The organism is Luteococcus japonicus, assembly GCF_003752415.1.
GTDB classification, from domain to species: domain Bacteria; phylum Actinomycetota; class Actinomycetes; order Propionibacteriales; family Propionibacteriaceae; genus Luteococcus; species Luteococcus japonicus.
The window spans coordinates 723,091-746,397 of the sequence record NZ_RKHG01000001.1; the positions used below are offsets into that span (position 1 = coordinate 723,091).

Here is a 23,307-nt window from a genome sequence, read left to right on the forward strand (position 1 = left end):
GCAGATGCCGAGGAGAATCCATGGGCAAGCCCAACCCCGCCAGCCGACGAGCAGCCCTCGAGGCGCAACGCCAGGCGGCGCTCGCCTCCCGGCGTCGAGGACGGATGATCGGCGGTCTTGTGGGGGCCCTGTGCGGCCTGCTGCTGGCCGCCGGTCTGGCCTGGTGGTGGAATGTCCGCAACCAGCCCGAACCCGTCGCCGTCGGCAGCCAGGTGGCGGTGCCGCACGCCAGCAATCAGGGCCGCGGGATCACCGTGGCCAAGACTCCCACGGGAAAGCCCACCCTGGTGGTCTACGAGGACTACCAGTGCCCCTGGTGCAAGGTGGCCCATGACGGCATGGGGCCGCAGATCGACGCCCTGGTGGCGAAGGGCGAGATCGGCGTGGAGGTCCGCACCCTGGACATGCTCGACGCCGGGCTGAATAATGACGCCTCCCTGCGGGCCGCCACCGCCGCTGCCTGCGCCGACGTGGATGGCACGCACACGAAGTACCGCGACACCGTCTTCGCCAACCAGCCGCAGAAGGAAGGCACGGGTTACACCGACCAACAGCTCCGCCAGGACTTCGCCGCCAGCGCCGGGGTCAAGGACCTGACGGCCTTCCAGACCTGCTACGACCAGCGCCAGACCCACGACGCCGTGCAGAAGGTGCTGGACGCCGCCCGTGACGCCGACCGGGACACCTCGACCCCGCAGTACTGGGCCGCCGACGAGAAGGGCGAGCTCAAGAACCAACTGGATCTCAAGACCCTGATGGGCCAGCGCAATCCCACCGAGGAAGAGCTTCTGACCGCCATCAAGGCGGCCGCATGAGTGCGCGCCGCGAGGGGGACCTTGGAACAGCCGGATATCATGACCCTGTGATTGAAAAGACAACTTCCCGCGACTGGATCGGGCTGTTGGCCCGGCTCGTCCTGGGCGGGGCACTGCTGTACGCGGGTCTGACCAAGATCGGCAACCTCGAGGGAAGCGTGCTCTCGGTGCGCGCCTACCAGCTGGACTTCCTCCCCTACTCCCTGGAGAAGGCCATCGGTTACGGCCTGCCCATCCTGGAGATCGCGTTGGGCCTGATCATCATCATCGGACTCTTCACTCGGGTCTCCGCCGCCATCGGCACCCTGATGATGCTGGTCTTCATCGCGGGCATCTCGCAGGCCTGGGCACGGGGACTGTCCATCGACTGCGGCTGTTTCAGCCAAGGCGGCCAGACCGACGACCCGAAGTACCTGAGCGAGATCATCCGAGACACCATCTTCGCGCTGGCCGGCCTCTGGTTGGTCTGGCGCCCGAAGTCCGCGTTCAGCGTGGACAACTGGCTCTTCCGCCCCATCACCACCCGATTCGACGACATCGACGCTGACGAGGACGCCCTCGTCGGAGAGGACACCCCCCGATGAGCAACAAGAACAAGGCCACCGGCTCGTCCGCGGCACCCAATCGCCGCGAACAGCTGCGGCTGCAGCAGGAGGCGGAGGCCAAGCGTGCCCGCACCATGAGGATCCTCGGCATCGCCGCGGCCGTGCTCGCCCTGGTGATCGTCGCCGTCGTGGCCACCGTCGTGGTCAACAACAACAAGACCAAGTCCGCCGCCGTCAGCGCGGCTGGAACCCCTCCCCATGCGAATGCCGACAAGTCCGGCATCATCGTCAATCCGGACAAGGCCAAGGATGGTGCCCCGGTGCTGCAGGTCTACCAGGACTACCAGTGCCCCGTCTGCAAGCAGGCCGAGGCCCAACTCGGCCCGCTGATCACCCCGCTGGCCGAGTCCGGTGAGATCCAGGTGGAGTACCGGACCATGAACTTCATGGACACCAACCTGGGCAATGACTCCTCCACGAAGGCCGCCATCGGCGCAGCCTGCGCGGACACGGCCGGCATCTACAAGAGCTACCACGACGAGGTCTTCGCGAACCAACCGCAGCAGGAAGTCAAGGGGACTGACGCCTACCCCGACGCCCTGCTGCGCGAGACCATCCCCACGAAGCTGGGCCTGTCCGGTCAGACGCTGACCGACTTCCAGGCCTGCTACGACACCAAGGCCACCGGGGACTACATCAAGGGCACCAACGAGAAGGCCGCCCAGGCCGGCGTCGATGCCACCCCGAAGTACCGGGTCAACGGCAAGGACCTCGACATGCAGTCCATCGGCACCACCAAGGAGAGCCTGCTCGCAGCCATCAAGAAGGCCGCCGCCTGACTTGACGGCCCCCACGCAAAAGTGTGGATGGTTGCCACCGAGCTCGGTGGCAACCATCCACACTTTTGATGTCCCGACCATTCCGGTTCGCCGACTGTCGGTGGCACTCACTAGAATCACGCCCATGACTACAGATCCCTCCAGCACCACGTCCGCACCAGCCCCCTCCGCGGGCCAGGTACCGGACAAGCCCGTCCTGGAGGGCCTGGAGAAGAAGTGGGCCGCGCAGTGGCAGCAGGACAAGACCTACGCCTTCCAGCGTCCGGACAGCAGGGACCAGGTCTTCTCCATCGACACCCCGCCGCCCACGGTCTCCGGTTCGCTGCACGTCGGCCACGTCTTCAGCTACACCCACACCGATACCATCGCGCGCTACCAGCGCATGACCGGCAAGCAGGTCTTCTACCCGATGGGCTGGGACGACAACGGCCTGCCCACCGAGCGTCGCGTGCAGAACTTCTACGGCGTTCGCTGCGATCCGTCGATCGCCTACGACCCCGACTTCACTCCCCCGGCCAAGCCGGACCCCAAGAAGCAGGTGGCGATCAGCCGCAAGAACTTCATCGAGCTGTGCCACGAACTCACCCAGGTGGACGAGAAGGTCTTCGAGGACCTGTGGCGCACCCTGGGCCTGTCGGTGGACTGGGACACCCTGTACGCCACCATCAGCGACGAGTCCCAGCGCACCGCGCAGCTGGCCTTCCTGAAGAACCTGGAGCGCGGCGAGGCCTACCTGTCCGAGGCCCCCACCATGTGGGACGTCACCTTCCAGACCGCCGTCGCCCAGGCCGAACTGGAGGCCCGTGACTACCCCGGTGCCTACCACCGCATCGGCTTCGCCCTGAGGAGCAACGACGGGCTCGATGCCGAGCTCTTCACCGACGGCAAGGTGTGGATCGAGACCACCCGTCCCGAGCTGCTCCCGTCGGTCTGCGCCCTGATCGCCCACCCCGACGACGAGCGCTACCAGCACCTGTTCGGCAAGACCGTGACCTCGCCCATCTTCGGCGTCGAGATCCCCGTCCTGGCCCACTCGGCCGCCGAGAAGGACAAGGGCGCAGGCATCGCCATGTGCTGCACTTTCGGTGACCTGACCGACGTGATCTGGTGGCGCGAGCTGCAGCTGCCGATGCGCACCATCATCAACCGCGACGGCCGCCTGCAGGCCGAGACCCCCGAATGGCTGGTCAACACCGACTTCTACACCGAGCAGATGGCCACCAAGACCACCTTCACGGCACGCAAGAACATCGTCGAGAAGCTCGCCGAGACGGGTGACATGGACGGCGAGCCCAAGCCGACCCAGCGCATGGCGAACTTCTACGAGAAGGGCGACAAGCCGTTGGAGATCGTCTCCACGCGCCAGTGGTACATCACCAATGGCGGCCGCGACGAGGACCTGAAGAAGGTGCTGCTGGAACGCGGCGAGCAACTGGAGTGGACCCCGGAGCACATGAAGCACCGCTACTCCAACTGGGTCAACGGCCTCAATGGGGACTGGCTGGTCAGCCGCCAGCGCTTCTTCGGCGTGCCCTTCCCCGTCTGGTACAAGCTGGATGCCGAGGGTGAGCCGATGACCGACGCGCCCATCGTCGCCGATGCCGCGAGCCTGCCGGTGGATCCCGCCAGCCAGTGCCCGCCCGGCTTCGAGGAGTCCCAGCGAGGCGTGGCCGGTGGCTTCATTGCCGACCCCGACGTGATGGACACCTGGGCCACCAGCTCGCTGAGCCCGCAGATCGTGTGCGGCTGGGAGCGGGACCCGGAGCTCTTCGACCTGACCTTCCCGATGGACATGGCCCCGCAGGCCCACGACATCATCCGCACCTGGCTGTTCAGCCGCGTGGTGCGTGCGCAGCTGGAACACGGTGAGCTGCCGTGGAAGCGAGCCACCATCAGTGGCTTCGTGACCGACCCTGACCGCAAGAAGATGAGCAAGTCCAAGGGCAATGTGGTGGTCCCCACCGAGATCCTGGACAAGTTCGGCGCCGACGCCGTCCGCTGGCGCGCCGCCATGGCTCGTCCGGGCATGGACTCCCCCTTCGACGAGACCCAGATGAAGGTGGGTCGTCGTCTGGCGATGAAGGTGCTGAACGCCTCCAAGTTCGTGCTGGGCATGAGCTCCGAGGAGCCCAAGGCCATGGGCCAGAGCGGTCGCGTGGTGAAGAACGCGCTCGACCTCGCCATGCTCTCGTCGCTGGCACGCGTTGTCGTGGTGGCCACCGAGGCCTTCGAGGCCTACGACTACACCACGGCCCTGGAGACCGCCGAGAGCTTCTTCTGGAGCTTCTGCGACGACTACCTGGAGACCGTCAAGGAGCGGGCCTACGGCGCCCAGGGCGAAGAGGAGGCCGCCAGCGCCCAGGGTGCGCTTCGCCTGGCGCTCGACGTGATGCTCCGCCTGTTCGCGCCCTTCCTGCCCTTCGTCACCGAGGAGGTGTGGAGCTGGTTCAAGCCCGGCTCGGTGCACACCGTCAGCTGGCCGAAGGCCGACGAGCTGCCCACCGGCGGCGATGCCCTGCTGCTGGACGACCTGGCCACCGTGCTGATTGCCCTGCGTGGCGCGAAGAGCTCCGCCAAGGTCAGCATGAAGACCGAGGTGCTCAAGGCCGAGCTGGTGGGCCGCGGCGAGGTGCTCGACCGCCTCAAGGACACCGAGGGCGACCTGCGGGCCGTCGGCCGGATCACCGGCGAGGTCTTCTGGGTCGAGGCCGACGAGGACCTGCACGTCGCCGTCAAGCTGGGCGAGCCGGCCCTGAAGCAGCCCAAGGCCTGATCACCATCACCACCGCACCATCAGGGAGCCGTCCAGTGTCCTTCACCACCGTCGCAATCGATCTGGACGGCACCCTGTTCACCAGCCAACGGGACTATGACCACGCCCGCTTCACGCGGATGCTGGACGCCTGCGAGGAGCGCGACATCCGTGTCGTGATTGCCAGCGGGCGGCAGTACCTGAGCATGCGGACCATGTTCGACGAGCCGGACCGGCTGGCCTTCGTCGGGGACAACGGATCCACGGTGGTGGACCGCCATCATGAGGTGGTCCACGCGGCCGTGCTGGACGACGAGGTCGTTGCCACGGTCATCTCGTTGATCGACGACCACCCGGAGATCCGTTCGGTGGCCAGCGGCCCCGAGGGCGGCTGGATGGCCGGCGAGGTCCCGGACCGAATGCGGGTGCTGATGAACAGCGCCTACGAGAACCTGAAGACTGTCACCAGCCTGCACGAGATCGACGGGCCGGTGAGCAAGTTCGCGCTGGTCACCCGCGACGGACAGTCCGAGCGAATCGCCGCGGAGCTGTCCCAGACCCTCGGCGGAGCCCTCGTTCCCGTGACCACGGGGCACCAGGGCATGGACCTGATCGTCCCCGGCCGGCACAAGGCCTGGGGACTCAGCTTCCTGCTGGAGCGCTGGGGGCGCAGCTTCGCGGACCTCGTGGCCTTCGGTGACTCCGGCAATGACGTGGAGATGCTGGCCGCGGCCGGCACCAGCTATGCCATGGGGGACGCGCAGCAGCAGGCCATCGACGCCGCCAAGTTCCGTGCCCCGAGTGGCGAGGATTCCGGCGTGATGATGGTGATGGAAGAACTGCTCGGGCTCTGATTCGCTGAGGTCAGCTGGCTCGGTCGTGACAGGTGCACGTCGGGCACACGCAGTCCGTGCACTCGCAGTCACCCCCGGTGTGGCAGCTGCAGATGTGGGCCTCGGTGACGCCGATCAGGTGCGCGGTGATGTCTCTCAGTGGGCCGCCCGCGCTGCGCAGCAGCGTCTGCTGCTGACTTGCCTGCTCGAACCACTCGTCGCAGGGGGCACAGCCTGCCAGATGCGCGTCGAGTTGCTCGAGGGGGATTTCCGGGTCCTCCCCGTCGAGGACGGCCGAGAGCGAGGATCGCCACCGTTCCGGCTGCCAGCACGTGTTCATGGCAGCAGACTAACCCAGCGGGCGCCCGCGCCGATATGCTGCCCACGTGACTGTCCGGCCTCTCAAGCGCGTCGGTCCCGCGGGGCGGGCCGAGCTTGATGCCCGCGTCACGGAACTGGCGCTCCTGGCTGGTGACGGGGACCGCCCCGCACTCGGCGAGTTCATCCGGCTCACCCAGCCCGACGTGTGGCGCTTCGTCGCCCATCTGGCCGGCACCGCGGCCGCCGACGACCTCACGCAGGACACCTACCTTCGTGCCATGGATTCCTTGCCCAGCTTCGAGGGGCGTTCCACCGCACGTTCGTGGCTGTTGACCATCGCCCGTCGGGTGGTGGCCGATGCGGTGCGTCGTGACCTGGGCCGGCCACAGACCCCCTACTCCCCCGACTGGCTGGCCGAACACGCCGCCAGCGGCCCCGATGCGACGGTGCTGGTGGAAGCCGCGCATGTCTTCCAGACCTTGAGCACCGAGCGTCGCGAGGCCTTCATCCTGACCCAGCTGCTGGGCTTCACCTACGAACAGGCCGCCGAGGTCTGCGGCGTGCGGATCGGCACCATCCGCTCCCGGGTCGCCCGGGCGCGTGAGGAACTCGTGACCGCCTGCGGCGACGCCGTTCCCAACGAGCTCGCCGAACGCGTCGGCTGAGCGCGCAGACGATGCCGCTGGCAATCTTCATCGGCTTCGAACAGAACCTCGGTGCGGCCGTCGGGCTGTCCTTCGTGCTGCTGGTGACCAGCGTGCTCGTGCTCGCCATCGTGGTCTGGAGCGGAGAACGCCTGGAGGCCTGATCCTGACCAGACACGACAGCAGGATGCACCCTCGGCCTAGAATCTGGTGGGTGCCGTCCTACAGAGTGCAGTTCGAGATCATGGGCCTTCGCCCCGGGCACCGGCCAGAGGCCGTCCTCGACGGTGCCGTCAAGGCCATCCGTGAGAACTTCCACGTCGACGACCAGCAGGTGGACGTCGTGGCCGGAAGCCCGCGCATCACCGTCCGCTTCACTGTGCCGGACAGCTCGGATGCCGAAGAGGTCAGTCTCGCGACGTTGGCCTGCGCCGCGGCCCACGAAGCCGTCGACCGGGTCGCGGTGCTGGGGCGGGAATGGATCCTTCGACGCTCCGGGGGCCGCTGGCTACCGGTGGAACCGGCCTGATTAGTTTCCTCAGTCGCAGTTGTCGCAGACACCCGTCAGGGACATCTGCATGAAACAGCTGGGACAGGTGTTGCCCTGGAGCGGTTCGCGCTTCGGGGTACGGCCGCCACTGCTCTTCACGACGGGCTGCTTGCCCACCACGGTGGTGGGGCCGGCCGGGGCGCTGGTGGCCGCGGTGGGCTGGACGCCGCGCCACTGCCGGTAGCAGTCTCGTCGCTGCTCCAGCGCATGCTCCTCCACATCCCCGATCACCGCCGGGATGCGTGCATAGCGAAGGATCTCCTCATAGGCCGGTCCCACATTGCCGTCGCGACGTACCGCGAGAGCCGTGAGGAGGGGCAGGTTCTCCGCGGCACACTTGCGAGCGATCATGCCCAACAGCGGACCGATCCACTTGCTGGTGGGCTGCTTGGTGCTGATGCCGCAACGCTGCTGCACCTGCCGTGCCAGCTTGGCGTACTCGATGGTGCCCTGCTGAGCCGCGGTCTCCACCAGGATCTCATGCGCTGCCTGTGCCCAGGCCTTCACCGCGCTCACCTGGTCGACGAAGTCCCCACTGTCCCGTACTGGCATCTGCTCCCCTTGGTCATCGGCCCTGCCGTGAAGTGGGCCTTGGTGATTGTAGCGACCTTGGCGGCGTCGGCTTCACACGCGTCGGCTTCACGAGGGCAGGATAGGGGTCCCAGAACGCCCTCACCCCACCCTCAGGGCGGCAATACTTCGTGGACATTGACCCGCAGGCATGAGGATTTCACTCACGGCCAAGGTCTTCGCCCTGAGAGCGAAATCACTTGGTGTGACGGCGAGATCCTGCCTAGCGTGATTGGTGTCCGAACGACATGGGCTCCCCCGGAGCACCAGCGTTTCACCGACAGGCCCCCGGGCCGAAGGAGAACACGACATGACTGACAACACCCAGTTCGACCGCAACAACAACGTCAACGACTACGACCGCTACTACGGAACCGTCATTGATTCCGAGGGCAGCAAGGTCGGTGACGTCGGCCAGGTCTACCTCGACGACGACACCGGTCGCCCCGAGTGGGTCACCGTCAAGACGGGTCTGTTCGGCATGAACGAGACCTTCGTCCCGCTGCGCGGCGAGACCGTGACCAATGGTGAGATCCGGGTCCCCTACACCAAGGACCAGATCAAGGGTGCTCCCTCGATCGATCCGGAGGGTCACATCACCGAGGCCGAGGAGGCGGAGCTCTACCGCTACTACTCCATCGAGCAGAACCTCAGCGCCTACCAGGACCGCGACACCACCACCGTGGGCACCGAGACCGCCGCGGGCGAGCGGGCCGTCGGTGAGCGCGCCGACATGGACCGCGACACCAACCTCGCCGACGGTGAGGTCGTGCGCCATGAGGAGCGTCTGAACGTCGGCAAGGAGCAGGTGGAGACCGGCCGCGTCCACATTCGCAAGCACGTGGTCAACGAGCAGCAGAGCGTCCAGGTCCCCGTGACTCGCGAGGAGCTGCGCGTGGAGCGCACCCCCATCACCGACGGCGAGGTCGTCGACGGCGGTCGTCTGGGTGAGGGCGAGACCGAGGTCGTGCTGCACGAGGAGCGCCCCGTTGTCTCCAAGGAGACCGTCGGAGTGGAGAAGGTGAGCGTCGGCAAGGAGCAGGTGACCGAGAACCGGACCGTGACCCAGAATGTCGCCAAGGAGCGCATCGAGGTCGAGGGTGACGTGGACGGCAACCTGCGTGACCGTGACCCTCGCGACGGCGACCTGCGCGACGAGCGTGGCCTCGGCGACAAGGTCAAGGACAAGCTTGACCGTGACAACGACGGCAAGGTCGGATGACCTGTCCCCTGACGGGCACCGCAAGGGCCTCGAACCGCCGCTGGGTGGTTCGGGGCCCTTCCCCTGTCCTCGTCCTGGCCCGCGCGGTAGCGTGGAGTGGAAGACACCGACGTCGCCCGCCCCGGCGACCCGACCGGAGGATGAACAGATGAGCACCGATCCCACGCCGATGACCGACCAGAGCGACGAGCAGTACAACGACGTCGAACGTGGAGCGGTTGAACTGGACCAGAGTGACTACCGCGGGACCGCCCGCGACGAGGTGGCCGTGGACCAGACCGGCTACCGCGGAACAACCCGTGGCGTCGTCCACGAGCAGCACGCCTTCACCCGCGACGACGAGGTCACCGAGGAGGAACGCTGACCCCCGAAGGGCCCGGATAGGCTGGCAGCGTGCGCCAACGCTTCGACCGGATCCGCGACGGGTTGTGGGGCCTGCTCCCCGCAACCGTGCGGAGGTGGATCCCCAACACGCTGGTGGGCTACTGCCTGATCAACCTTTTCACCTTCTCCACCGACATGGGGCTGCTGACGCTGTGTTACCGCGTCTTCCGCCTGCCCTATGGCGTCAGCGTCAGCACCGGCTACATCATCGCCCTGGGGCTGGCCTATGTCCTGAACCGGGCGCTCAACTTCGAGTCCCACTCCCCCGTCGGCGGGGAGCTGGTCCGCTATGTCATCGTCGTCGTGGTCAACTACACCGTGCTGGTCCTGGGCTTCTCCTGGCTCCTGCACCGTGTCGGCGTGCAGTTCCAGCTCGCACGGCTGTGTGCCGCGACGGCCGAAGCCATCTTCATGTACACGATGATGCGCTTCGTGGTCTTCCGCCGCGGCTGAGCCGCCATCCTCAGAGCACCCGGTGCTCCAACGGCTCCCCGGCCGCCAGGTGCCGCACCTGGGCCTCCAGCAGCCTGACGACGCGGTCCAGCATGCTGGTGGAGCGGCCGCCGACGTGCGGGGTGATCAGCACGCCCGGTGTGGTCCACAGCGGGTGGTCCGACGGCAGCGGCTCCGGGTCGACGACGTCGAGGGCTGCGCGGATGCGTCCCTCCTGCGTGGCGCGGGTGAGGGCATCGGTGTCCACCAGGGGGCCGCGGCCAATGTTGACCAGCAGCGAACCCGGCTTCATCCGGCCGATCATTTCGTCGTCGAACATGTGGCGCGTCTGGTCCGTGAGCGGGGCGCCCACGATGACCACGTCGGCCTGCCCCACCAGCTCCGGAAGGGATTCGGGGCCGTACACCTGCCCCAGGTCATCGGTGCGGGCGCGTGACGCGGAGCGCAGCAGCGTCACCTCGAAGGGCAACAGGCGATGGGCAATTGCGGTCCCGACGCCGCCGACGCCCACACACAGCACCGTGAGGCCCATCAGACCGGGAGTGAAGCGCTGGTTCCACTCCCCCTTCGTCTGGTCCGCGAAGTGGATGTGCAGGTCGCGCTGCGCCGCAAGCACAAGCCCCAGGGCGATTTCCGCGGTGGCTCCTTCATGCACGCCGACGGCATTGCTGTACGTGACGCCCTGCGGGAGGTGCTTGTCCACGTTGTCGAAGCCCAGGGACTGGGCCTGCACGGCGGAGACGTCCTCGTCGGCGAGGACGTCCAGCACGCTGGGAGCCGACATGTAGGGCTGGACGGCCAGATCGATGTGGTCGAGGCCGGAGAGCCCCTCCATCGGCCACAGGTGCAGTTCGGCGCGCTCGCCGAGGACCTCTTGCATCCGGTCGAGCAGTTCCTGGGTGGGCAGGGTGATGACGGGGATCGACTGACTCATGGATCCATCCTGCCGCGCCGGACCGCCTTTGGACAGACCGTTGCGGGATCCGTCCGGAACCCGAGCGAGGTCAGCGACCGATGGTGCGCTCCACCACCAGCGCGATCGCGCCCAGAACGGGTGCCGCCAAGAAGGCCAGCGCGGTGAGTGCCGCGTCGCCGAGCGGGGTGTCCTGGATCATCGCCATGGTCACCAGGGCAGCCAGCAGTGCGAGGGTGATGCCGAAGCAGGTCAGGAAGACCCGGCCATAGGTGCGGTCGCGGTCTCGAACCTTGCCGGTGGTCAGGAAGGCGGAACCGACCATCGCCAAGGACAGGACTGCGGCCACGCCGAGGACCAAGGAGGTGCCACCGTGACCGGCGTGCACCGCGCCCAGATAGGCGGGAACCCCCGCGAGCCCGCCAATGAACAGGCCGAGGACCCCGGTCCCCAGAGGCGCATCTGCGGCCGGACGCTGCTTGCCCATCAAGCGCTCTTGCGGGAGGTGCTGCGGGCCACCAGCGTGGGCGAGCCCTCACCGCGCACGCAGGCACCGGTGATGACCACCTGGCTGATGCTGTCCTGGCTGGGCACCTCGAACATCACGTCCAGCAGCGTCTCCTCCAAGATGGAGCGCAGACCTCGGGCACCGGTGCCCCGTTCCAGGGCCTTGTCCGCGATCGCCTCCACGGCATCGTCGGTGAACTCCAGCTGGACGCCGTCCAGCTCGAACATCTTGCGGAACTGCTTGATCAGGGCATTACGGGGCTCGGTGAGGATCCGGGTCAGCGCGGCTCTGTCCAGCGGGGAGACCGTCGCGGTCATCGGCAGCCGACCAATGAACTCCGGGATCAGACCAAACTTGTGCAGGTCCTCCGGCGAGACCTGGCTGAAAGGATCCTCCAGCTCCTCGCGGGCGCTCTGGGGGGTGTTGAAGCCCAGCGGACGCTTGCCGATCCGGTCATTGATGATGTCCTCCAGGCCCGCGAACGCACCACCCACGATGAACAGCACATTGGTGGTGTCGATCTGGATGAATTCCTGGTGAGGGTGCTTGCGCCCACCCTGCGGCGGCACGGAGGCAACAGTGCCCTCAAGGATCTTGAGCAGGGCCTGCTGCACGCCCTCGCCCGAGACGTCCCGGGTGATCGACGGGTTCTCGCTCTTGCGAGCCACCTTGTCGATCTCGTCGATGTAGATGATGCCCGTCTCGGCCTTCTTGACGTCGAAATCCGCCGCCTGAATCAGCTTGAGCAGGATGTTCTCGACGTCCTCACCCACATAGCCGGCCTCGGTGAGTGCGGTGGCATCGGCCATCGCGAAGGGCACGTTGAGCATCTTCGCCAGGGTCTGCGCCAGGTAGGTCTTGCCGCAGCCAGTGGGGCCGACCATCAGAATGTTGGACTTGCCCAGCTCGACGCCCTCATCCTCGCCCGCACGGCGGGTGGGCGCGAGCGTGGCGCTGGCCTGGACGCGCTTGTAGTGGTTGTAGACGGCGACGGCGAGGGTCTTCTTCGCGGCGTCCTGCCCGATCACGTAGGAGTCGAGGAAGTCGCGGATCTCGAGCGGCTTGGGCAGGTCATCCAGCAGGCCGACATCACTGCCCTGGCTGAACTCCTCCTCGATGATCTCGTTGCACAGATCGATGCACTCGTCGCAGATGTACACGCCGGAGCCTGCAATCAGCTTCTTCACCTGCTTCTGGCTCTTGCCACAGAAGGAGCAGGTGAACAGGTCACCCGATTCCCCGATGCGCGCCATGCCACTTCCTTTCAACTCTTGGGCCACCCTAACCGACGGGGGTCGCCCCGGTGGAAGATCCACCGGGGCGATCATCGGTGGCTCAGTCGAGTTCCTTCAGCGAGGTCAGGATGTCGTCGACGATGCCGTACTCGACGGCTTCCTGGGCCGTCAGGAACTTGTCACGCTCGATGTCCTTGCTGACCTTCTCGATGCTCTGGCCGGTGTCCGCCGCCAGCATGTTCTCCATCAGGCTGCGGATGCGCAGGATCTCGTTGGCCTGGATCTCCAGGTCCGAGCTCTGGCCGTAGGTGCCCTCGGTGGCGGGCTGGTGGATCAGGATCCGGGAGTTCGGCAGTGCCATCCGGCGGCCCTTGGTGCCGGCGGCCAGCAGCACGGCCGCGGCGGAGGCCGCCTGGCCGAGGCAGACGGTCTGCACATCGGGCTTGATGTACTGCATCGTGTCGTAGATGGCCGTCAGCGCGGTGAAGGAGCCGCCGGGGCTGTTGATGTACATGCTGATCGGGCGCTCCGAGTCCATCTGCTGCAGGCACAGCAGCTGCGCCATCACCGCATTGGCGATGTCGTCGGTGATCGGCGTGCCGAGGAAGATGATGCGCTCCTCGAAGAGCTTGGTGTACGGGTCAACCCGACGCATGCCGTAGGAGGTGCGCTCCTCCCACTGCGGGATGTAGTACTCCATGGAGGGCCCGGCCGGAGCCAGGCCGCCGGGAAGCTGGGGCATGCTCATGGTGGTCCTCACTGGTTCGGGGCGTCGGCGGTGATCTGCGACGCGCGCTCGTAGACGTTGTCGATGAAGCCGTACTCCAGCGCCTGCTGGGCGGTGAACCAGCGGTCCCGATCCGAGTCCGCCTCGATCTGCTCCAGCGGCTGGCCGGTGTGCTCGCTGATCAGCTCGGCCATCTGCTTCTTGATGTGCAGGGACTGCTCGGCCTGGATCCGGATGTCCGAGGCCGTGCCGCCGATGCCGCCCGAGGGCTGGTGCATCATGATGCGGCTGTGCGGCAGGGCGTAGCGCTTGCTCTTGGTGCCGGCGCTCAGCAGGAACTGGCCCATTGAGGCGGCCAGGCCCATTGCCACCGTGGCCACGTCATTGCTGATCCACTGCATGGTGTCGAAGATGGCCATGCCGGCGGTCACCGAACCACCGGGAGAATTGATGTAGAGATAGATGTCCTTGTGCGGGTCCTCCGCGTTCAGCAGCAGCAGCTGGGCGCAGATGGCATTGGCGTTCTCGTCCTTCACCTCGTCGCCGAGGAAGACGATGCGGTTGGCGAGCAGGGCCTGGTAGACGTTGTCCGTCATGCCAAAACCGCTGCCGACGCCACCGGCGGCGCGGATCGTGTGGTCAGTCGCGAAATCGTTCACCCCTGAAACCTACCCGGTGGCAGGGACAAAACAATGGCGCCCATACCCTGTTCGCTGAAGGAGATCACACACTTTCTGGTGTAGGCACCGCGGGCAGTGGGTCCCCGTCGCTGATCCGCGACGAGATGAGCGTGTTGGCCCACCGCACCTGCGGGTCCACATCCACCAGCAAGGCCTTGACCAGCAGCGAGAGCGGCAGCGCGATCAGGGCCCCCAGACCACCGAAGACCCAGCCCCACAGCAGCAGGGACAGGAAGGACAGCGTCGGGGTCAGGCCCACGGCATCGCCGGCGACGCGGGGCTGGATGATGGACTGGATGATGAAGTTCACCAGGCTGTAGGCCACCACCACGATCACCGCCGGCTTCCAACCCCCCTCGACCAGGGCCAGCAGGGCCGGAGGGACGACGCCGATCACGAAACCGATGTTGGGGATGTAGTTGGTCAGGAAGCTGAACAGCGCCCAGACCAGCGCCAGGGGAACACCCACGCCGATCAGGATCACGTAGTCCACGGCTGCAACCACCAAGCCGAAGGCGGTGCTCACCAACCAGTACTTGCGGATGCCCTGGGCGAAGCTCTCCAGACCCATCACGAAGCTGGGGTGCGAGCGTCGCGCAGCCCCCATCCGCTGCTCGATCTGGGCCGCATCCATCACCATGAAGATCAGCGTGGTCAGAACCACGACCACCAGGGACGCCACGCCGGAAGCATTGCTCAGCAGGTTCGTGACGACGGTGAGCACACTGCTGGGGTCTATCCCCTTCAGCGCCTTCACCAAGACCGTCTGGTCGAAGCCCAGACGGGTCAGCCAGGCCAACGTCTGGTTGTAGAGCGCCGTGAACTGGTCGTCGTACTTCGGCAGCTCCCCCACCATGGCGGCCACGCCATAGCTCAGGCCGAAGATGACGAAGCCCAGAGCCAGCAGGACGGCCAATCCGGCCACGATGGAACCCAGCCACTTGGGAGCCCCACGCCGAACCAGGACACGCTGCAGCGGATAGGCTGTGATCATCAGGTTCAGCGCGAAGAAGACCGGCGCCACCAGGCTGGACAGCTCCCGCAATTCCCTCAGCGCCACCAGCGCACCGGCCAGACCGATCATCACGAGGACCAGGCGCGGCACCGACGACGGCCGCAGCGCGGACCATGTCCCGGGCGACGACGGACGAACCGGGGTCGATGGCGAGGCGGCGCCGCTCTCCTCGTGGACGACGACGCGCTGGAGGGCAGCGTTGCGATCCGTCACCCGAGCGGCGGCCTCCTCGGGTGTCTCCGGGCCGAAGGGTCGTTCGGCGGAGATCTGGTCCCGGACATCGCGGGGCACGGCATGAGCGCCGCCACGGATCCGACGCTGCAAGCGCTCGAGCACGGTTACTCCTGAGGATGGGTCGGGGGAAGGCACAAAAAAGACTGGACGCCGCGCACCAGGTGCGCAGCGTCCAGTCTAGGGCTGTTCGGCTCAGGCCTCGTCGGCCTTCTCTGCGGCCGGGGCCGCCTTCTTCGCGGCGGCCTTCTTGGCCGGAGCCTTCTTGACTGCGGCCTTCTTGGCCGGAGCCTCGGCCTTCTCCTCGTCAGCGGCAGCCGTCTTCGTGGCGGACTTCTTGGCCGGAGCCTTCTTGGCAGCGGCCTTCTTGGCGGGGGCCTTCTTCGCCGGAGCCTTCTTCGCGGCGGGCTTCGCCTCGGCGTCGTCCTCGTCGGACTCGACCAGCGAGCCGTCCGGACCCATCTTGGCCAGGTCGATGCTGGCACCGGCGGTGTCGCTCACACTGGCGGCGCTCACCATGTCGGCCAGGGCCTTCGAGCGACGGATCTCCTGCATCCACTCGGGCAGGTGGTTGTGCTCCTGCATGTGCTGGATCTCCTGCTCGGGCGAGGTGCCATTCTGCTGCGCCTTGGTGAAGATCATCTGGGTGAGCTCTTCCTGGCCCACCTCGTACTCATTGTCATCGGCCATCTTGTCGAGGACGATCTGTGCCTTGAGGGCGTCCATCGAACGCTTCTCGATCTCGGCCCAGAAGTCTTCCTCGGTCTCGGCGGTCTCGTCCTCGGCGTCCTTCAGGTACTGCTCGACGCTCAGGCCGGCGGAGGCCAGCTGCTGGTTGACCTGGTTCTTGCGCGCCTCGACCTCGGCCTCGACGAGGTTCTTCGGCAGCTCGAAGTCGGTCTTGGCGATGACAGCCTCGAGGACCTTGTCACGGGCGTCGGCGGCCTGCTCCATGCGGGCCATGTTCTCCAGGCTCTTGCGCAGGTCGGCACGCATCTCGTCGGCGGTGTCGAACTGGCTGACCATCTGGGCGAACTCGTCGTCGATCTCGGGCAGCTCCTGCTCCTGCACCTTGGTGACGGTCACCTTGATGTCGGCATCCTCGTCGCGGTGGGCGCCGCCCAGCAGCTTGGAGGTGAAGGTCTTGCTCTCGCCCACCTTCAGGCCGGCGATGGCCTCGTCCATGCCCTCGAGCATGCCGCCCGAGCCCAGCTTGTACTGGATGCCCTCGGCGGTGGCATCCTCCAGGGCCTCACCATTCTGCGAGCCCTCGAGGTCCACGGTCACGAGGTCGCCATCCTTGGCGGTCCGCTCGACGTCCTTGTTGGTGGCGAAACGCTCACGCAGCATGTCCAGGCGCTGGTTGAAGTCGTCGTCGCTGACCTCGATCGGGTCCACCTCGACCGAGACCTCCTCGAAGGCGGGCAGGTCGAACTCGGGACGCACGTCCACCTCGGCGGTGAACTGCACGGACTTGCCGTCCTCAAGGTTGGTGACGTCGATCTCCGGCTGACCCAGCGGGACCAGCTTGTGCTCCACCACGGCCTGGCCGTAGGCATTGGGAAGGGCGTCGTTGATGGCCTCCTGCAGCACCATGCCGCGCCCGTAGCGCTGGTCGATGATGGCCGCGGGAACCTTGCCCTTGCGGAAGCCGGGGATGGTCACCTGCTGGGCGATCTCCGCGTATGCCTTGTCCAGGCTCGGCTTCAGTTCTTCGAAGGGCATGTCAATCGTGAGCTTGACCCGGGACGGGCTGAGCTGCTCAACAGTGCTGGGCACAGGTTCTCCTGATCGTAAGTATTTTGCGCAAATGGCAGACTGCCCCATCGTAGCGAGCACGTGGTCAGTGGCAAAGCGACGCGCGACGAGCGGGATGCCACGACGAGGACTCGTCGGCCCCGGGAATGCAGAAGGGGATCCGACGCAGTGCGCCAGATCCCCTTGCCGAGCGGATGACGGGAATCGAACCCGCGTAGCTAGTTTGGAAGACTAGGGCTCTACCATTGAGCTACATCCGCACGCCCCGAAAGGGCTCATGCAGTCTAGCCGATCCTTGTCCGCGGTGCCCAATCCGCGGCTCAATGGGCGCGCCGGACCAATTTTGGTGCCGCCACCATCTCGTCGCACTCCCCCACGACACCCTTGGTGGCCTGCTTGCGCCAGAAGCGCTGCGCCGTGGCATCCCACCGGGCCCCTCCCGTGTCGTAGATGCTGCGCTGCGCCACCAACCGCTTGGCGGCCGGGTCGCGAGAAGCGGCCAGGATCCCGGCTGCAAGACATTCGTTCTGCAGATCCTCCCGGAGTGCCTGGACCGTGCTCTCGTCCTTCACTCCCTGCAGCAGCACGCCTGTCTGGTCCGAGGGGGTCCGGACCTGGCGCTGCACCATGTGGGCGGCGATCTGGGTCAGCCCCGCAGCGTGGTCGGCGGCGCCGTACCAGGCGGGTCCCATGCCAGGGGTCAAGTAGTAGATGCCATGTTCGGCGTCCCACGTGACGCCCCGGGGATCGGTGCACTGCCTCGTGCCAGCCCATGGCGCCAAGGAACAGTGGCGCACCTGCACCTGGCCCATCTCGGATGCTCCGTTCTCGCGCAACCAGGGACGCCAGGCATCCAGCAGGCAGTTCACATAGCGCTGTGAGGACTCCTGCACGTGGACAAAGGAATTGGGTCCTTCCACTGGTGCGATGCAGTTCGCCGACGGGAAGCGGGCCGCACGGAGACGCTGCCCGAGCTGTTGGCTGACCGGGGACTGCGCCGAGTAGTCCACCTCCGGGGCCCCCGTGCCGTCATCCTCACCGAATCCCAGCGTCGCGAACGATGGCCGGTAGGGAGCGACGGCCTTCTCCTCGGGGACATCTGGCAGCCTGTTCCCCAGCCAGAGGAGACCCGACAACAGGGTCACGATGCCCGCCACGAACACCAGGAGCCAGCGCAGACAGCCCTTCATCGTCTGGCCCCGTTGTGCGCGACCAGTGCGTCCTGGGCCAAGGTGGCATTGCACTCCCCCACGATGCCGCGGGTGGCGCGACGTGACCACTCGCGGTGACGTGCGGCGTCCCAGTGCTCGTCGTCGGAGGTGAAGGCCAGGGCGGCATTGCGCTCCGCCAATCCGGGATGACGACCGTCGGCGGCCACCATGGCGACGGACATGCACTCCACCTGCAGTTCGAACCGACGCGACAAGCGCTTGTCGTCGCGGTCGGCGACGGCCAGGACCAGCGCCTGCTCCCCACCCTCGCGAGGCCGCACCTGGTGCTGGAGCAGGTGCCCCACCTCGTGCGCAACGACCAGTTCCAGGTCCACCAGGTCACGGCGCTGGGGCACGGCCCGTGGCGAAAGGTAGATCGTGTCGCGGTCAGCCCTGCCCAGGAAGGAGTCTGCATCCCGGCAAGCACGAAGCTTCGTGGCGCCCGGACGTCCGCAGTGCTTCAACCGGACGAGGGTCAGGGAAGCCGCTCCGTGCTGCGCCAACCAGGGTTGCCAGGCCGCCATCAGGCAGGCGGCATAGCGCTCGGTCTGGGCTTCCGTCGTGGCGAGGTCTGCGTCCCGCCCGAGTTGCAGGCGGCAATGGTGCGTGGGGAAGGGCATCCGATTCACCTGGTTGGCCAGCCGCAACGAGACCGTGTCCACGCCGTGGCGGAAGCTGTCAACCTGTGTGGAGACACTCGCGGCGGGTTTGCTCGTCGAGGATGCCGTCGGGGTTGAGCCAGGCATGTGCGGGTGGTGTGGCCAGGTGGGGTGGCTGAGTGAATCGTTGGGGATATCGGTGGGCGAGGGCCTCAAGAGTGGCTTGGCGTCGGTGGTGGACCTGGTGCCAGGTGCCGTCGTGAACCGACTGGGGCGTGTGGCCGGCCAGGGATGAGTGGGCGTGGTGCTGGTTGTAGTCGGTGACCCGACGTGCGGCCCAAGACCGGGCGGCGTCGAGGTCGGTGAAGTATCCGGGCCAGTCACGGTGGTACTTCGCGGTCTTGAACCATGACTCCATGTGGGGGTTGTCGTTGGAGACCCGCGGCCGGTTGCGGGAGCGGGTGATGCCCATCGCGCGGAACACGCGGGCGAGTTCGTCGGACATCATCGACGGACCTCCATCGGAGTGGACGATGCGGGGATGGACGCCGTGCGTGGTGAATGCGGTGGTGAACATGTCGGCAGCCAGCTGGTCATCCTCGCAGTCCTCGACACGCCAAGCCATGATCCGGCGGGAGAACACGTCAATGACGGCATACAGGTTGAACCATTGGCCCTTGTACCGGCCGGGCAGCTTGGTGATGTCCCAGCACCACACCTGGTTGGGGCCGGTGGCATGCCACTGCGGCATCGCCGACGAGCGCTTGCGGGAACGTCGAGCAGTGGTGCAACGGATCCGTTCGGCGCGGGCGATGCGGTACCAGGTCGACAACGACGCCACCGGATCCCCGGCGTCCAACGCGTCGAACCACGCCTGATACGCGCTGATTCCCTGCTGCGCCGCCGAGCGCAACAGGCCGATGATGCGCTGCTGGTCCTGCTCCCCGACCCGGTTCGGGTAGGCCCGCCCCCGGTGTGGTGTCGGGCTGGCGATCCCGGGACGGGGATGACTGCGGTAGTGCCACGACGAACGCGACAACCCGATCACCGACAACGATCGCCGCAGGCTCCAACCCGCCTGGCGCAGGTCGTCCACCAGCGCCTGTTCGGCCGCCAAGAACCGCTCCTGCTCGGCGCTGACCTGCCCCGTCACTCGCCGTTGGTGGGCCCCTGCCTGACGGACAGCTGCTGCAAGAGCCCGATAGCTTTTCCCAACGCATCATTGGCCCGGGTCAACGACTCGATCTGCTCCCGAGCCTGCCGCGCCTCTTCCTCACGAGCCTGACGCTCGATGGCCAACTGCGCCTTCAACCGGGCGAACTCCGCCCCATCCGTGGCACTCATACGCGCAGTATCGCGAGGCTCCAACCCCAACTCCAAGTCCCCATACAAGTACTGCCGACGCCACGACTGCATCCGCCGCTGGGAAACCCCATGCTCATCCAGCCACCGCCCCTTCGACCCCTGCGGCAACACCAAGTACTCAGCCACCAACTCCGCCCGCTCCCTCGCGGTCCGCTGCTCAATCATCACGGCACCTCCCTGACTCACAACCAGCTTGCCAATCAGGGTGGTAGTCCAGCAGTGAGGTCTTTGTGCCGGATTTCCACCGGCCTTGGGGCAGGACAGCGAAGGAGGGGCGCCACATCTGCGGCGGTTGACCATCTCCGGCTTCTCGCGGAGCAGCGCTCCGGGGAGTTTGCGGCTGGTCAACCGGGGGTACCTCGGGCCAGGGAATCAGCAGGATGGCGAGCAGCAGCGCGCCCACCACTCCCAGGCATCCCGTCCCCAGCCGCTTCACCACGGGATCATTCTTGCTGTTCCGGGGTCCTCAGCCGCACTTCACAGGACCAGGCGCATCCCTTGCCAGCGTCTCCTCAGCCAGCGGTCATGGCTGGCGACGACGATGGCCCCCGGATAGTCGGGCAGGGAGTCCTCCAGTTCGGTGGCCAGCTGCAGCGAGAAGTGGTTGGTGGGCTCGTCGAGCAACAGCACGTCGGGTGGACTGGCCAGCACGCAGGCGAGGTCCAGCCGACGTCGCTGACCGACGCTCAGCTGCCCGACCGGACGGTTCTCGTCGCGGCCCGGGAGCAGGCCAAAGGTGCCCAGCGGAACCTGCTCAGCGACCTGCTCCCCGACCCGCAAGGCATAGGTCTGCCTGGCAGTGGGCTCTGGATCTCCCGGCTCCGGCTCCTGACCCAGCAAGCCGATGCTCAAGCCCGACGGGGCACTGACGCTCCCATGGTCCGGGACCAGATGGCCCGCCAGCACTCGCAGCAGCGTGGACTTGCCGCTGCCATTTGCCCCCTCCACCAACCAGCGGTCACGCCCGCCGATCGACAGGCTGACGGGAGCAAGACGCCCGTCGACGGCCACCTGCGTGGCCACCAACACCGGACCACCTTGCGCAGAGCGGTCCTGCGCCGATCCTCCGGTGGCGCCAGCCTGTGTCCTCGCGGCATCCAGTCCGCGGAAGCGCAGTTCACGTGGTGGCTTGCGCAATTGTTCCTGCTCCAGCCGGTCAAGGGCAGTACGTGCATCATTGACGCGACGGGAGACGACCGTCCCATTCTTGTCGCTGTAGAACTTCTTGGAGCCCCTGCCCTCCACCTGGATCTCACGGTTGGTGTGCCCCACCTGCTGGTCCTGCCTGACCCGGCCTCGCAGCCGGTCGAGTTCAGCCTGCTCCTGCTCGTACTGCCGCTGCCACCGCTCACGCTGGCCGGCACGATGGGAGAGGTATTCGGTGAAGCTTCCGGTGAAGCGCGTGATGCCCGGGGCGGCGGCACCCTCCCCGCGATGCGGCCGCGGTGCAGGATCCAGATCCACCAGGCTGGTCACCGTCTCGTCCAGGAAGGCGCGATCATGACTGGCCAGCAGGACCGGGCCCGGCCAGTCGCGAATGGTCTGGCTGACCAGCTCCGTGGCGCGGTCATCCAGGTGGTTGGTGGGTTCGTCCAGCAACAGCAACTCACTGCGACGCACCAGGACCCACGCCAGGGACAGCCGGGCCCTCTGGCCACCCGACAGTTCACCGGCAGTCCGGTCCGGGGCGAGTCCCGCCAGGCCGAGGCCGTCGAGCAGCACTTCCCAGCGGTGGTCCACCTGCCAGGCGTCGGTGCGTTCGGCATCCACGATGGCCTGGGACAGCGCCAGCGCCAGGGACTCGTCCTCGGGACGATGCGCCATCGCCTCGCCGATGCGGGTGACCTCGTCGGCATGGTGCCGCACGGGAGCCAGGGCCAGCCGCTGGATGGCGGCCAGACTGTCTGTTCCGGCGAAGGGCGGCTGCTGATGGTGGAGCGCCCAGTTGGCGGGACGATCGATCTCACCCCCGTCCGGCTGGTCCAGACCCGCGACCAGCCGCAGGATGGTGGACTTGCCTCGTCCGTTCTCGCCGATCAGTGCAGCGCAGTCCCCCGCCGCAACCGCGAAGCTGACATTGGTGAGCACCCGGCGGCCCGCATAGGACTTGGACAATCCATCGATCCGCAGGTGTGCTCCTTGGTGGGAAGAACCGGGATCGATGAACACATGGGCCTCCTGAACGCCGGGACGCGGTACCCGCACCACTGTGCCTCCCGACAGGAGAACGCGCCACCGATTTTCTGGCGACCACTCGGTTGCCCATTTCCTGCGCTTGGCAAGATGAGGGGGTGATGTCCATGGATCCGCTCTTCGAGGAGGCACCCCGCCCCGTCGTGGACCTGCCCGACGGGGCGCATCACGTGCCGGGATTCCTGTCACTGGACGAACAACGGTGGCTGGTCGAACGATTCGACGAATGGGGACGCGGGCCCGTGCCGCCCCGCTACCCGTTGATCGGTGGGCACCCAATGAGCGTGCAGAGCGTGTGCCTGGGGTGGCACTGGAATCCCGGCCGACTCACCCGACGGGCGGTCGACCAGAACGGTGAGCTCGTCCCCCCGGTACCTGACTGGATGGTGCGGCTGGGGCAACGTGCCCTGCTGCGCGCCACCGGCGACGACGAGGCTGCCCGCAGCTATGTGCCCGACTGTGCCCTGGTCAACTGGTACGAGCCGTCGGCGCGGATGGGAATGCACCAGGACAAGGAGGAACGCGCCCCGGCACCCGTGGTCTCCTTCTCCATCGGAGACTCCTGCCGCTTCCGCTTCGGCAACACCGAGACCCGCAACAAGCCCTATGTGGACCTGGAACTGCGCTCGGGGGACCTGTTCGTCTTCGGTGGCCCGTCGCGACTGGCCTTCCATGGGGTGACCCGGATCATGCCGGACACCGCCCCGGCCGGTCTCGGTCTACCTCCGGGGCGGATCAACATCACGCTGCGCGTCTCCGGGCTGCAGTAGCCGTCAGCCCAGCCGACGCGCCCGTCACTGGGGCAAGGAGTTGGCGTGGGGTGCCCAGCACGTCCCCGCGGATAGAAATTCACCCCATTCCTGAAGCGCGCCTGAACGCATCGTGAGGCTGCGCGTGTCGGAGGGCTGAAGCGACACCGCCTGCAGCTGTCGCTGTTTAGGATG

General features: G+C 66.8%; 26 protein-coding genes and 1 tRNA gene. 12 read left to right on the top strand and 15 right to left on the bottom strand.

The genetic code is table 11. From position 1 onward, the window contains the following. Nucleotides 1–20: 20 nt before the first annotated feature. From EDD41_RS03495 to EDD41_RS03515, 5 genes are all read left to right on the top strand, one after another. Nucleotides 21–815, top strand: coding sequence for a DsbA family protein (locus tag EDD41_RS03495; protein WP_123574972.1), 795 nt, complete (start codon nt 21–23; stop codon nt 813–815). Between the two features lie 47 nt (nt 816–862). Beyond that, entirely contained in the window at nt 863–1,399 is a 537-nt protein-coding gene (locus tag EDD41_RS03500; RefSeq protein WP_245995523.1) for a MauE/DoxX family redox-associated membrane protein, read from the top strand. Further along, a complete protein-coding gene (locus EDD41_RS03505; RefSeq protein ID WP_123574974.1) occupies nt 1,396–2,199 on the top strand; it encodes a DsbA family protein in 804 nt (267 codons plus the stop codon). Before EDD41_RS03500 ends, EDD41_RS03505 begins: the two co-directional genes overlap by 4 nt. A gap of 124 nt (nt 2,200–2,323) precedes the next feature. Next, the gene (gene valS, locus EDD41_RS03510) at nt 2,324–4,972 is read left to right on the top strand and encodes a valine--tRNA ligase (RefSeq protein ID WP_123574975.1); all 2,649 of its coding nucleotides are present in this window, start codon (nt 2,324–2,326) and stop codon (nt 4,970–4,972) included. A gap of 35 nt (nt 4,973–5,007) precedes the next feature. Next, a complete protein-coding gene (locus tag EDD41_RS03515) occupies nt 5,008–5,805 on the top strand; it encodes a Cof-type HAD-IIB family hydrolase (protein ID WP_170165228.1) in 798 nt (265 codons plus the stop codon). A gap of 10 nt (nt 5,806–5,815) precedes the next feature. Here EDD41_RS03515 and EDD41_RS03520 read toward each other — a convergent pair whose 3' ends face one another. Continuing rightward, complete coding sequence (locus EDD41_RS03520; protein ID WP_123574977.1) at nt 5,816–6,124, bottom strand: zf-HC2 domain-containing protein; 309 nt, start codon at nt 6,122–6,124, stop codon at nt 5,816–5,818. A 46-nt stretch (nt 6,125–6,170) separates the two neighbouring features. Here EDD41_RS03520 and EDD41_RS03525 point away from each other — a divergent pair, with 46 nt between their 5' ends. Genes EDD41_RS03525 through EDD41_RS03530 form a run of 3 tightly spaced genes read left to right on the top strand, consistent with a single transcriptional unit; the run spans nt 6,171 to nt 7,278 of the window. Continuing rightward, nucleotides 6,171–6,770 carry a sigma-70 family RNA polymerase sigma factor gene (locus EDD41_RS03525; RefSeq protein ID WP_123574978.1) on the top strand — a complete coding sequence of 200 codons (600 nt, stop codon included), beginning with the start codon at nt 6,171–6,173 and terminating at the stop codon, nt 6,768–6,770. An 11-nt stretch (nt 6,771–6,781) separates the two neighbouring features. Further along, complete coding sequence (locus tag EDD41_RS17750; protein WP_281273083.1) at nt 6,782–6,913, top strand: hypothetical protein; 132 nt, start codon at nt 6,782–6,784, stop codon at nt 6,911–6,913. A 50-nt stretch (nt 6,914–6,963) separates the two neighbouring features. Next, complete coding sequence (locus EDD41_RS03530; RefSeq protein WP_094763796.1) at nt 6,964–7,278, top strand: hypothetical protein; 315 nt, start codon at nt 6,964–6,966, stop codon at nt 7,276–7,278. A gap of 9 nt (nt 7,279–7,287) precedes the next feature. Here EDD41_RS03530 and EDD41_RS03535 read toward each other — a convergent pair whose 3' ends face one another. Then, nucleotides 7,288–7,851, bottom strand: a complete 564-nt coding sequence (locus tag EDD41_RS03535; protein ID WP_123574979.1) for a hypothetical protein — start codon at nt 7,849–7,851, stop codon at nt 7,288–7,290. 328 nt (nt 7,852–8,179) lie between these two features. Here EDD41_RS03535 and EDD41_RS03540 point away from each other — a divergent pair, with 328 nt between their 5' ends. From EDD41_RS03540 to EDD41_RS03550, 3 genes are all read left to right on the top strand, one after another. Continuing rightward, complete coding sequence (locus tag EDD41_RS03540; RefSeq protein WP_123574980.1) at nt 8,180–9,091, top strand: DUF2382 domain-containing protein; 912 nt, start codon at nt 8,180–8,182, stop codon at nt 9,089–9,091. Between the two features lie 148 nt (nt 9,092–9,239). Next, complete coding sequence (locus tag EDD41_RS03545; protein ID WP_094763799.1) at nt 9,240–9,455, top strand: hypothetical protein; 216 nt, start codon at nt 9,240–9,242, stop codon at nt 9,453–9,455. A gap of 29 nt (nt 9,456–9,484) precedes the next feature. Continuing rightward, nucleotides 9,485–9,928 (top strand): GtrA family protein, encoded by a 444-nt coding sequence (locus EDD41_RS03550; RefSeq protein ID WP_211336572.1) that lies wholly within the window; start codon nt 9,485–9,487, stop codon nt 9,926–9,928. Between the two features lie 10 nt (nt 9,929–9,938). Here EDD41_RS03550 and EDD41_RS03555 read toward each other — a convergent pair whose 3' ends face one another. The 13 genes from EDD41_RS03555 to EDD41_RS03615 all read right to left on the bottom strand — a co-directional run bounded on the left by EDD41_RS03555 (nt 9,939) and on the right by EDD41_RS03615 (nt 22,339). Then, a complete protein-coding gene (locus EDD41_RS03555) occupies nt 9,939–10,862 on the bottom strand; it encodes a 2-hydroxyacid dehydrogenase (RefSeq protein WP_123574981.1) in 924 nt (307 codons plus the stop codon). A 70-nt stretch (nt 10,863–10,932) separates the two neighbouring features. Then, entirely contained in the window at nt 10,933–11,328 is a 396-nt protein-coding gene (locus EDD41_RS03560; RefSeq protein ID WP_094763801.1) for a hypothetical protein, read from the bottom strand. Next, nucleotides 11,328–12,602, bottom strand: a complete 1,275-nt coding sequence (clpX, locus tag EDD41_RS03565; RefSeq protein WP_094763802.1) for an ATP-dependent Clp protease ATP-binding subunit ClpX — start codon at nt 12,600–12,602, stop codon at nt 11,328–11,330. Before clpX ends, EDD41_RS03560 begins: the two co-directional genes overlap by 1 nt. Before the next feature lie 82 nt (nt 12,603–12,684). After that, nucleotides 12,685–13,332 carry an ATP-dependent Clp protease proteolytic subunit gene (locus EDD41_RS03570; protein ID WP_179110587.1) on the bottom strand — a complete coding sequence of 216 codons (648 nt, stop codon included), beginning with the start codon at nt 13,330–13,332 and terminating at the stop codon, nt 12,685–12,687. A gap of 8 nt (nt 13,333–13,340) precedes the next feature. After that, entirely contained in the window at nt 13,341–13,907 is a 567-nt protein-coding gene (locus EDD41_RS03575) for an ATP-dependent Clp protease proteolytic subunit (RefSeq protein WP_211336699.1), read from the bottom strand. 127 nt (nt 13,908–14,034) lie between these two features. Next, on the bottom strand, nt 14,035–15,342 hold the full coding sequence (locus tag EDD41_RS03580) for an AI-2E family transporter (protein WP_094763804.1): 1,308 nt from the start codon (nt 15,340–15,342) through the stop codon (nt 14,035–14,037). A gap of 90 nt (nt 15,343–15,432) precedes the next feature. Continuing rightward, nucleotides 15,433–17,016 (bottom strand): trigger factor, encoded by a 1,584-nt coding sequence (gene tig, locus EDD41_RS03585; protein ID WP_123574983.1) that lies wholly within the window; start codon nt 17,014–17,016, stop codon nt 15,433–15,435. A 168-nt stretch (nt 17,017–17,184) separates the two neighbouring features. Continuing rightward, a tRNA-Gly gene (locus EDD41_RS03590) sits at nt 17,185–17,255 on the bottom strand. Nucleotides 17,256–17,315: 60 nt separating this feature from the next. Next, a complete protein-coding gene (locus EDD41_RS03595) occupies nt 17,316–18,185 on the bottom strand; it encodes a hypothetical protein (RefSeq protein WP_123574984.1) in 870 nt (289 codons plus the stop codon). Further along, nucleotides 18,182–18,826: a hypothetical protein gene (locus tag EDD41_RS03600; RefSeq protein ID WP_148060461.1), complete on the bottom strand. Its 645-nt coding sequence runs from the start codon at nt 18,824–18,826 to the stop codon at nt 18,182–18,184. The genes EDD41_RS03595 and EDD41_RS03600 overlap by 4 nt, the downstream gene beginning before the upstream one ends. A gap of 58 nt (nt 18,827–18,884) precedes the next feature. Continuing rightward, nucleotides 18,885–19,958: an IS3 family transposase gene (locus EDD41_RS03605; RefSeq protein ID WP_123574591.1), complete on the bottom strand. Its 1,074-nt coding sequence runs from the start codon at nt 19,956–19,958 to the stop codon at nt 18,885–18,887. Continuing rightward, the gene (locus EDD41_RS16530; RefSeq protein WP_148060462.1) at nt 19,955–20,149 is read right to left on the bottom strand and encodes a hypothetical protein; all 195 of its coding nucleotides are present in this window, start codon (nt 20,147–20,149) and stop codon (nt 19,955–19,957) included. Before EDD41_RS16530 ends, EDD41_RS03605 begins: the two co-directional genes overlap by 4 nt. 498 nt (nt 20,150–20,647) lie before the next feature. Next, a complete protein-coding gene (locus tag EDD41_RS03615; protein WP_245995524.1) occupies nt 20,648–22,339 on the bottom strand; it encodes an ABC-F family ATP-binding cassette domain-containing protein in 1,692 nt (563 codons plus the stop codon). 125 nt (nt 22,340–22,464) lie between these two features. On the opposite strand from EDD41_RS03615, the gene EDD41_RS03620 reads away from it, so the two are divergent. Further along, nucleotides 22,465–23,133: an alpha-ketoglutarate-dependent dioxygenase AlkB family protein gene (locus EDD41_RS03620; RefSeq protein ID WP_245995525.1), complete on the top strand. Its 669-nt coding sequence runs from the start codon at nt 22,465–22,467 to the stop codon at nt 23,131–23,133. Nucleotides 23,134–23,307 lie beyond the last annotated feature (174 nt).

Excerpts from the sequence above, each read along its gene's own strand:
- EDD41_RS03520 (WP_123574977.1), bottom strand. The coding sequence starts at position 6,124 with ATGAACACGTGCTGGCAGCCGGAACGGTGGCGATCCTCGCTCTCGGCC.
- EDD41_RS03620 (WP_245995525.1), top strand. The coding sequence starts at position 22,465 with ATGTCCATGGATCCGCTCTTCGAGGAGGCACCCCGCCCCGTCGTGGAC.
- EDD41_RS03535 (WP_123574979.1), bottom strand. The coding sequence starts at position 7,851 with ATGCCAGTACGGGACAGTGGGGACTTCGTCGACCAGGTGAGCGCGGTG.
- EDD41_RS03600 (WP_148060461.1), bottom strand. The coding sequence starts at position 18,826 with ATGCCCTTCCCCACGCACCATTGCCGCCTGCAACTCGGGCGGGACGCA.
- clpX (WP_094763802.1), bottom strand. The coding sequence starts at position 12,602 with ATGGCGCGCATCGGGGAATCGGGTGACCTGTTCACCTGCTCCTTCTGT.
- EDD41_RS03545 (WP_094763799.1), top strand. The coding sequence starts at position 9,240 with ATGAGCACCGATCCCACGCCGATGACCGACCAGAGCGACGAGCAGTAC.
- EDD41_RS03495 (WP_123574972.1), top strand. The coding sequence starts at position 21 with ATGGGCAAGCCCAACCCCGCCAGCCGACGAGCAGCCCTCGAGGCGCAA.
- EDD41_RS03505 (WP_123574974.1), top strand. The coding sequence starts at position 1,396 with ATGAGCAACAAGAACAAGGCCACCGGCTCGTCCGCGGCACCCAATCGC.
- EDD41_RS03555 (WP_123574981.1), bottom strand. The coding sequence starts at position 10,862 with ATGAGTCAGTCGATCCCCGTCATCACCCTGCCCACCCAGGAACTGCTC.
- EDD41_RS03540 (WP_123574980.1), top strand. The coding sequence starts at position 8,180 with ATGACTGACAACACCCAGTTCGACCGCAACAACAACGTCAACGACTAC.
- EDD41_RS03575 (WP_211336699.1), bottom strand. The coding sequence starts at position 13,907 with ATGACGGACAACGTCTACCAGGCCCTGCTCGCCAACCGCATCGTCTTC.
- EDD41_RS03595 (WP_123574984.1), bottom strand. The coding sequence starts at position 18,185 with ATGAAGGGCTGTCTGCGCTGGCTCCTGGTGTTCGTGGCGGGCATCGTG.
- valS (WP_123574975.1), top strand. The coding sequence starts at position 2,324 with ATGACTACAGATCCCTCCAGCACCACGTCCGCACCAGCCCCCTCCGCG.
- EDD41_RS03560 (WP_094763801.1), bottom strand. The coding sequence starts at position 11,328 with ATGGGCAAGCAGCGTCCGGCCGCAGATGCGCCTCTGGGGACCGGGGTC.
- EDD41_RS17750 (WP_281273083.1), top strand. The coding sequence starts at position 6,782 with ATGCCGCTGGCAATCTTCATCGGCTTCGAACAGAACCTCGGTGCGGCC.
- EDD41_RS16530 (WP_148060462.1), bottom strand. The coding sequence starts at position 20,149 with ATGAGTGCCACGGATGGGGCGGAGTTCGCCCGGTTGAAGGCGCAGTTG.
- EDD41_RS03570 (WP_179110587.1), bottom strand. The coding sequence starts at position 13,332 with ATGAGCATGCCCCAGCTTCCCGGCGGCCTGGCTCCGGCCGGGCCCTCC.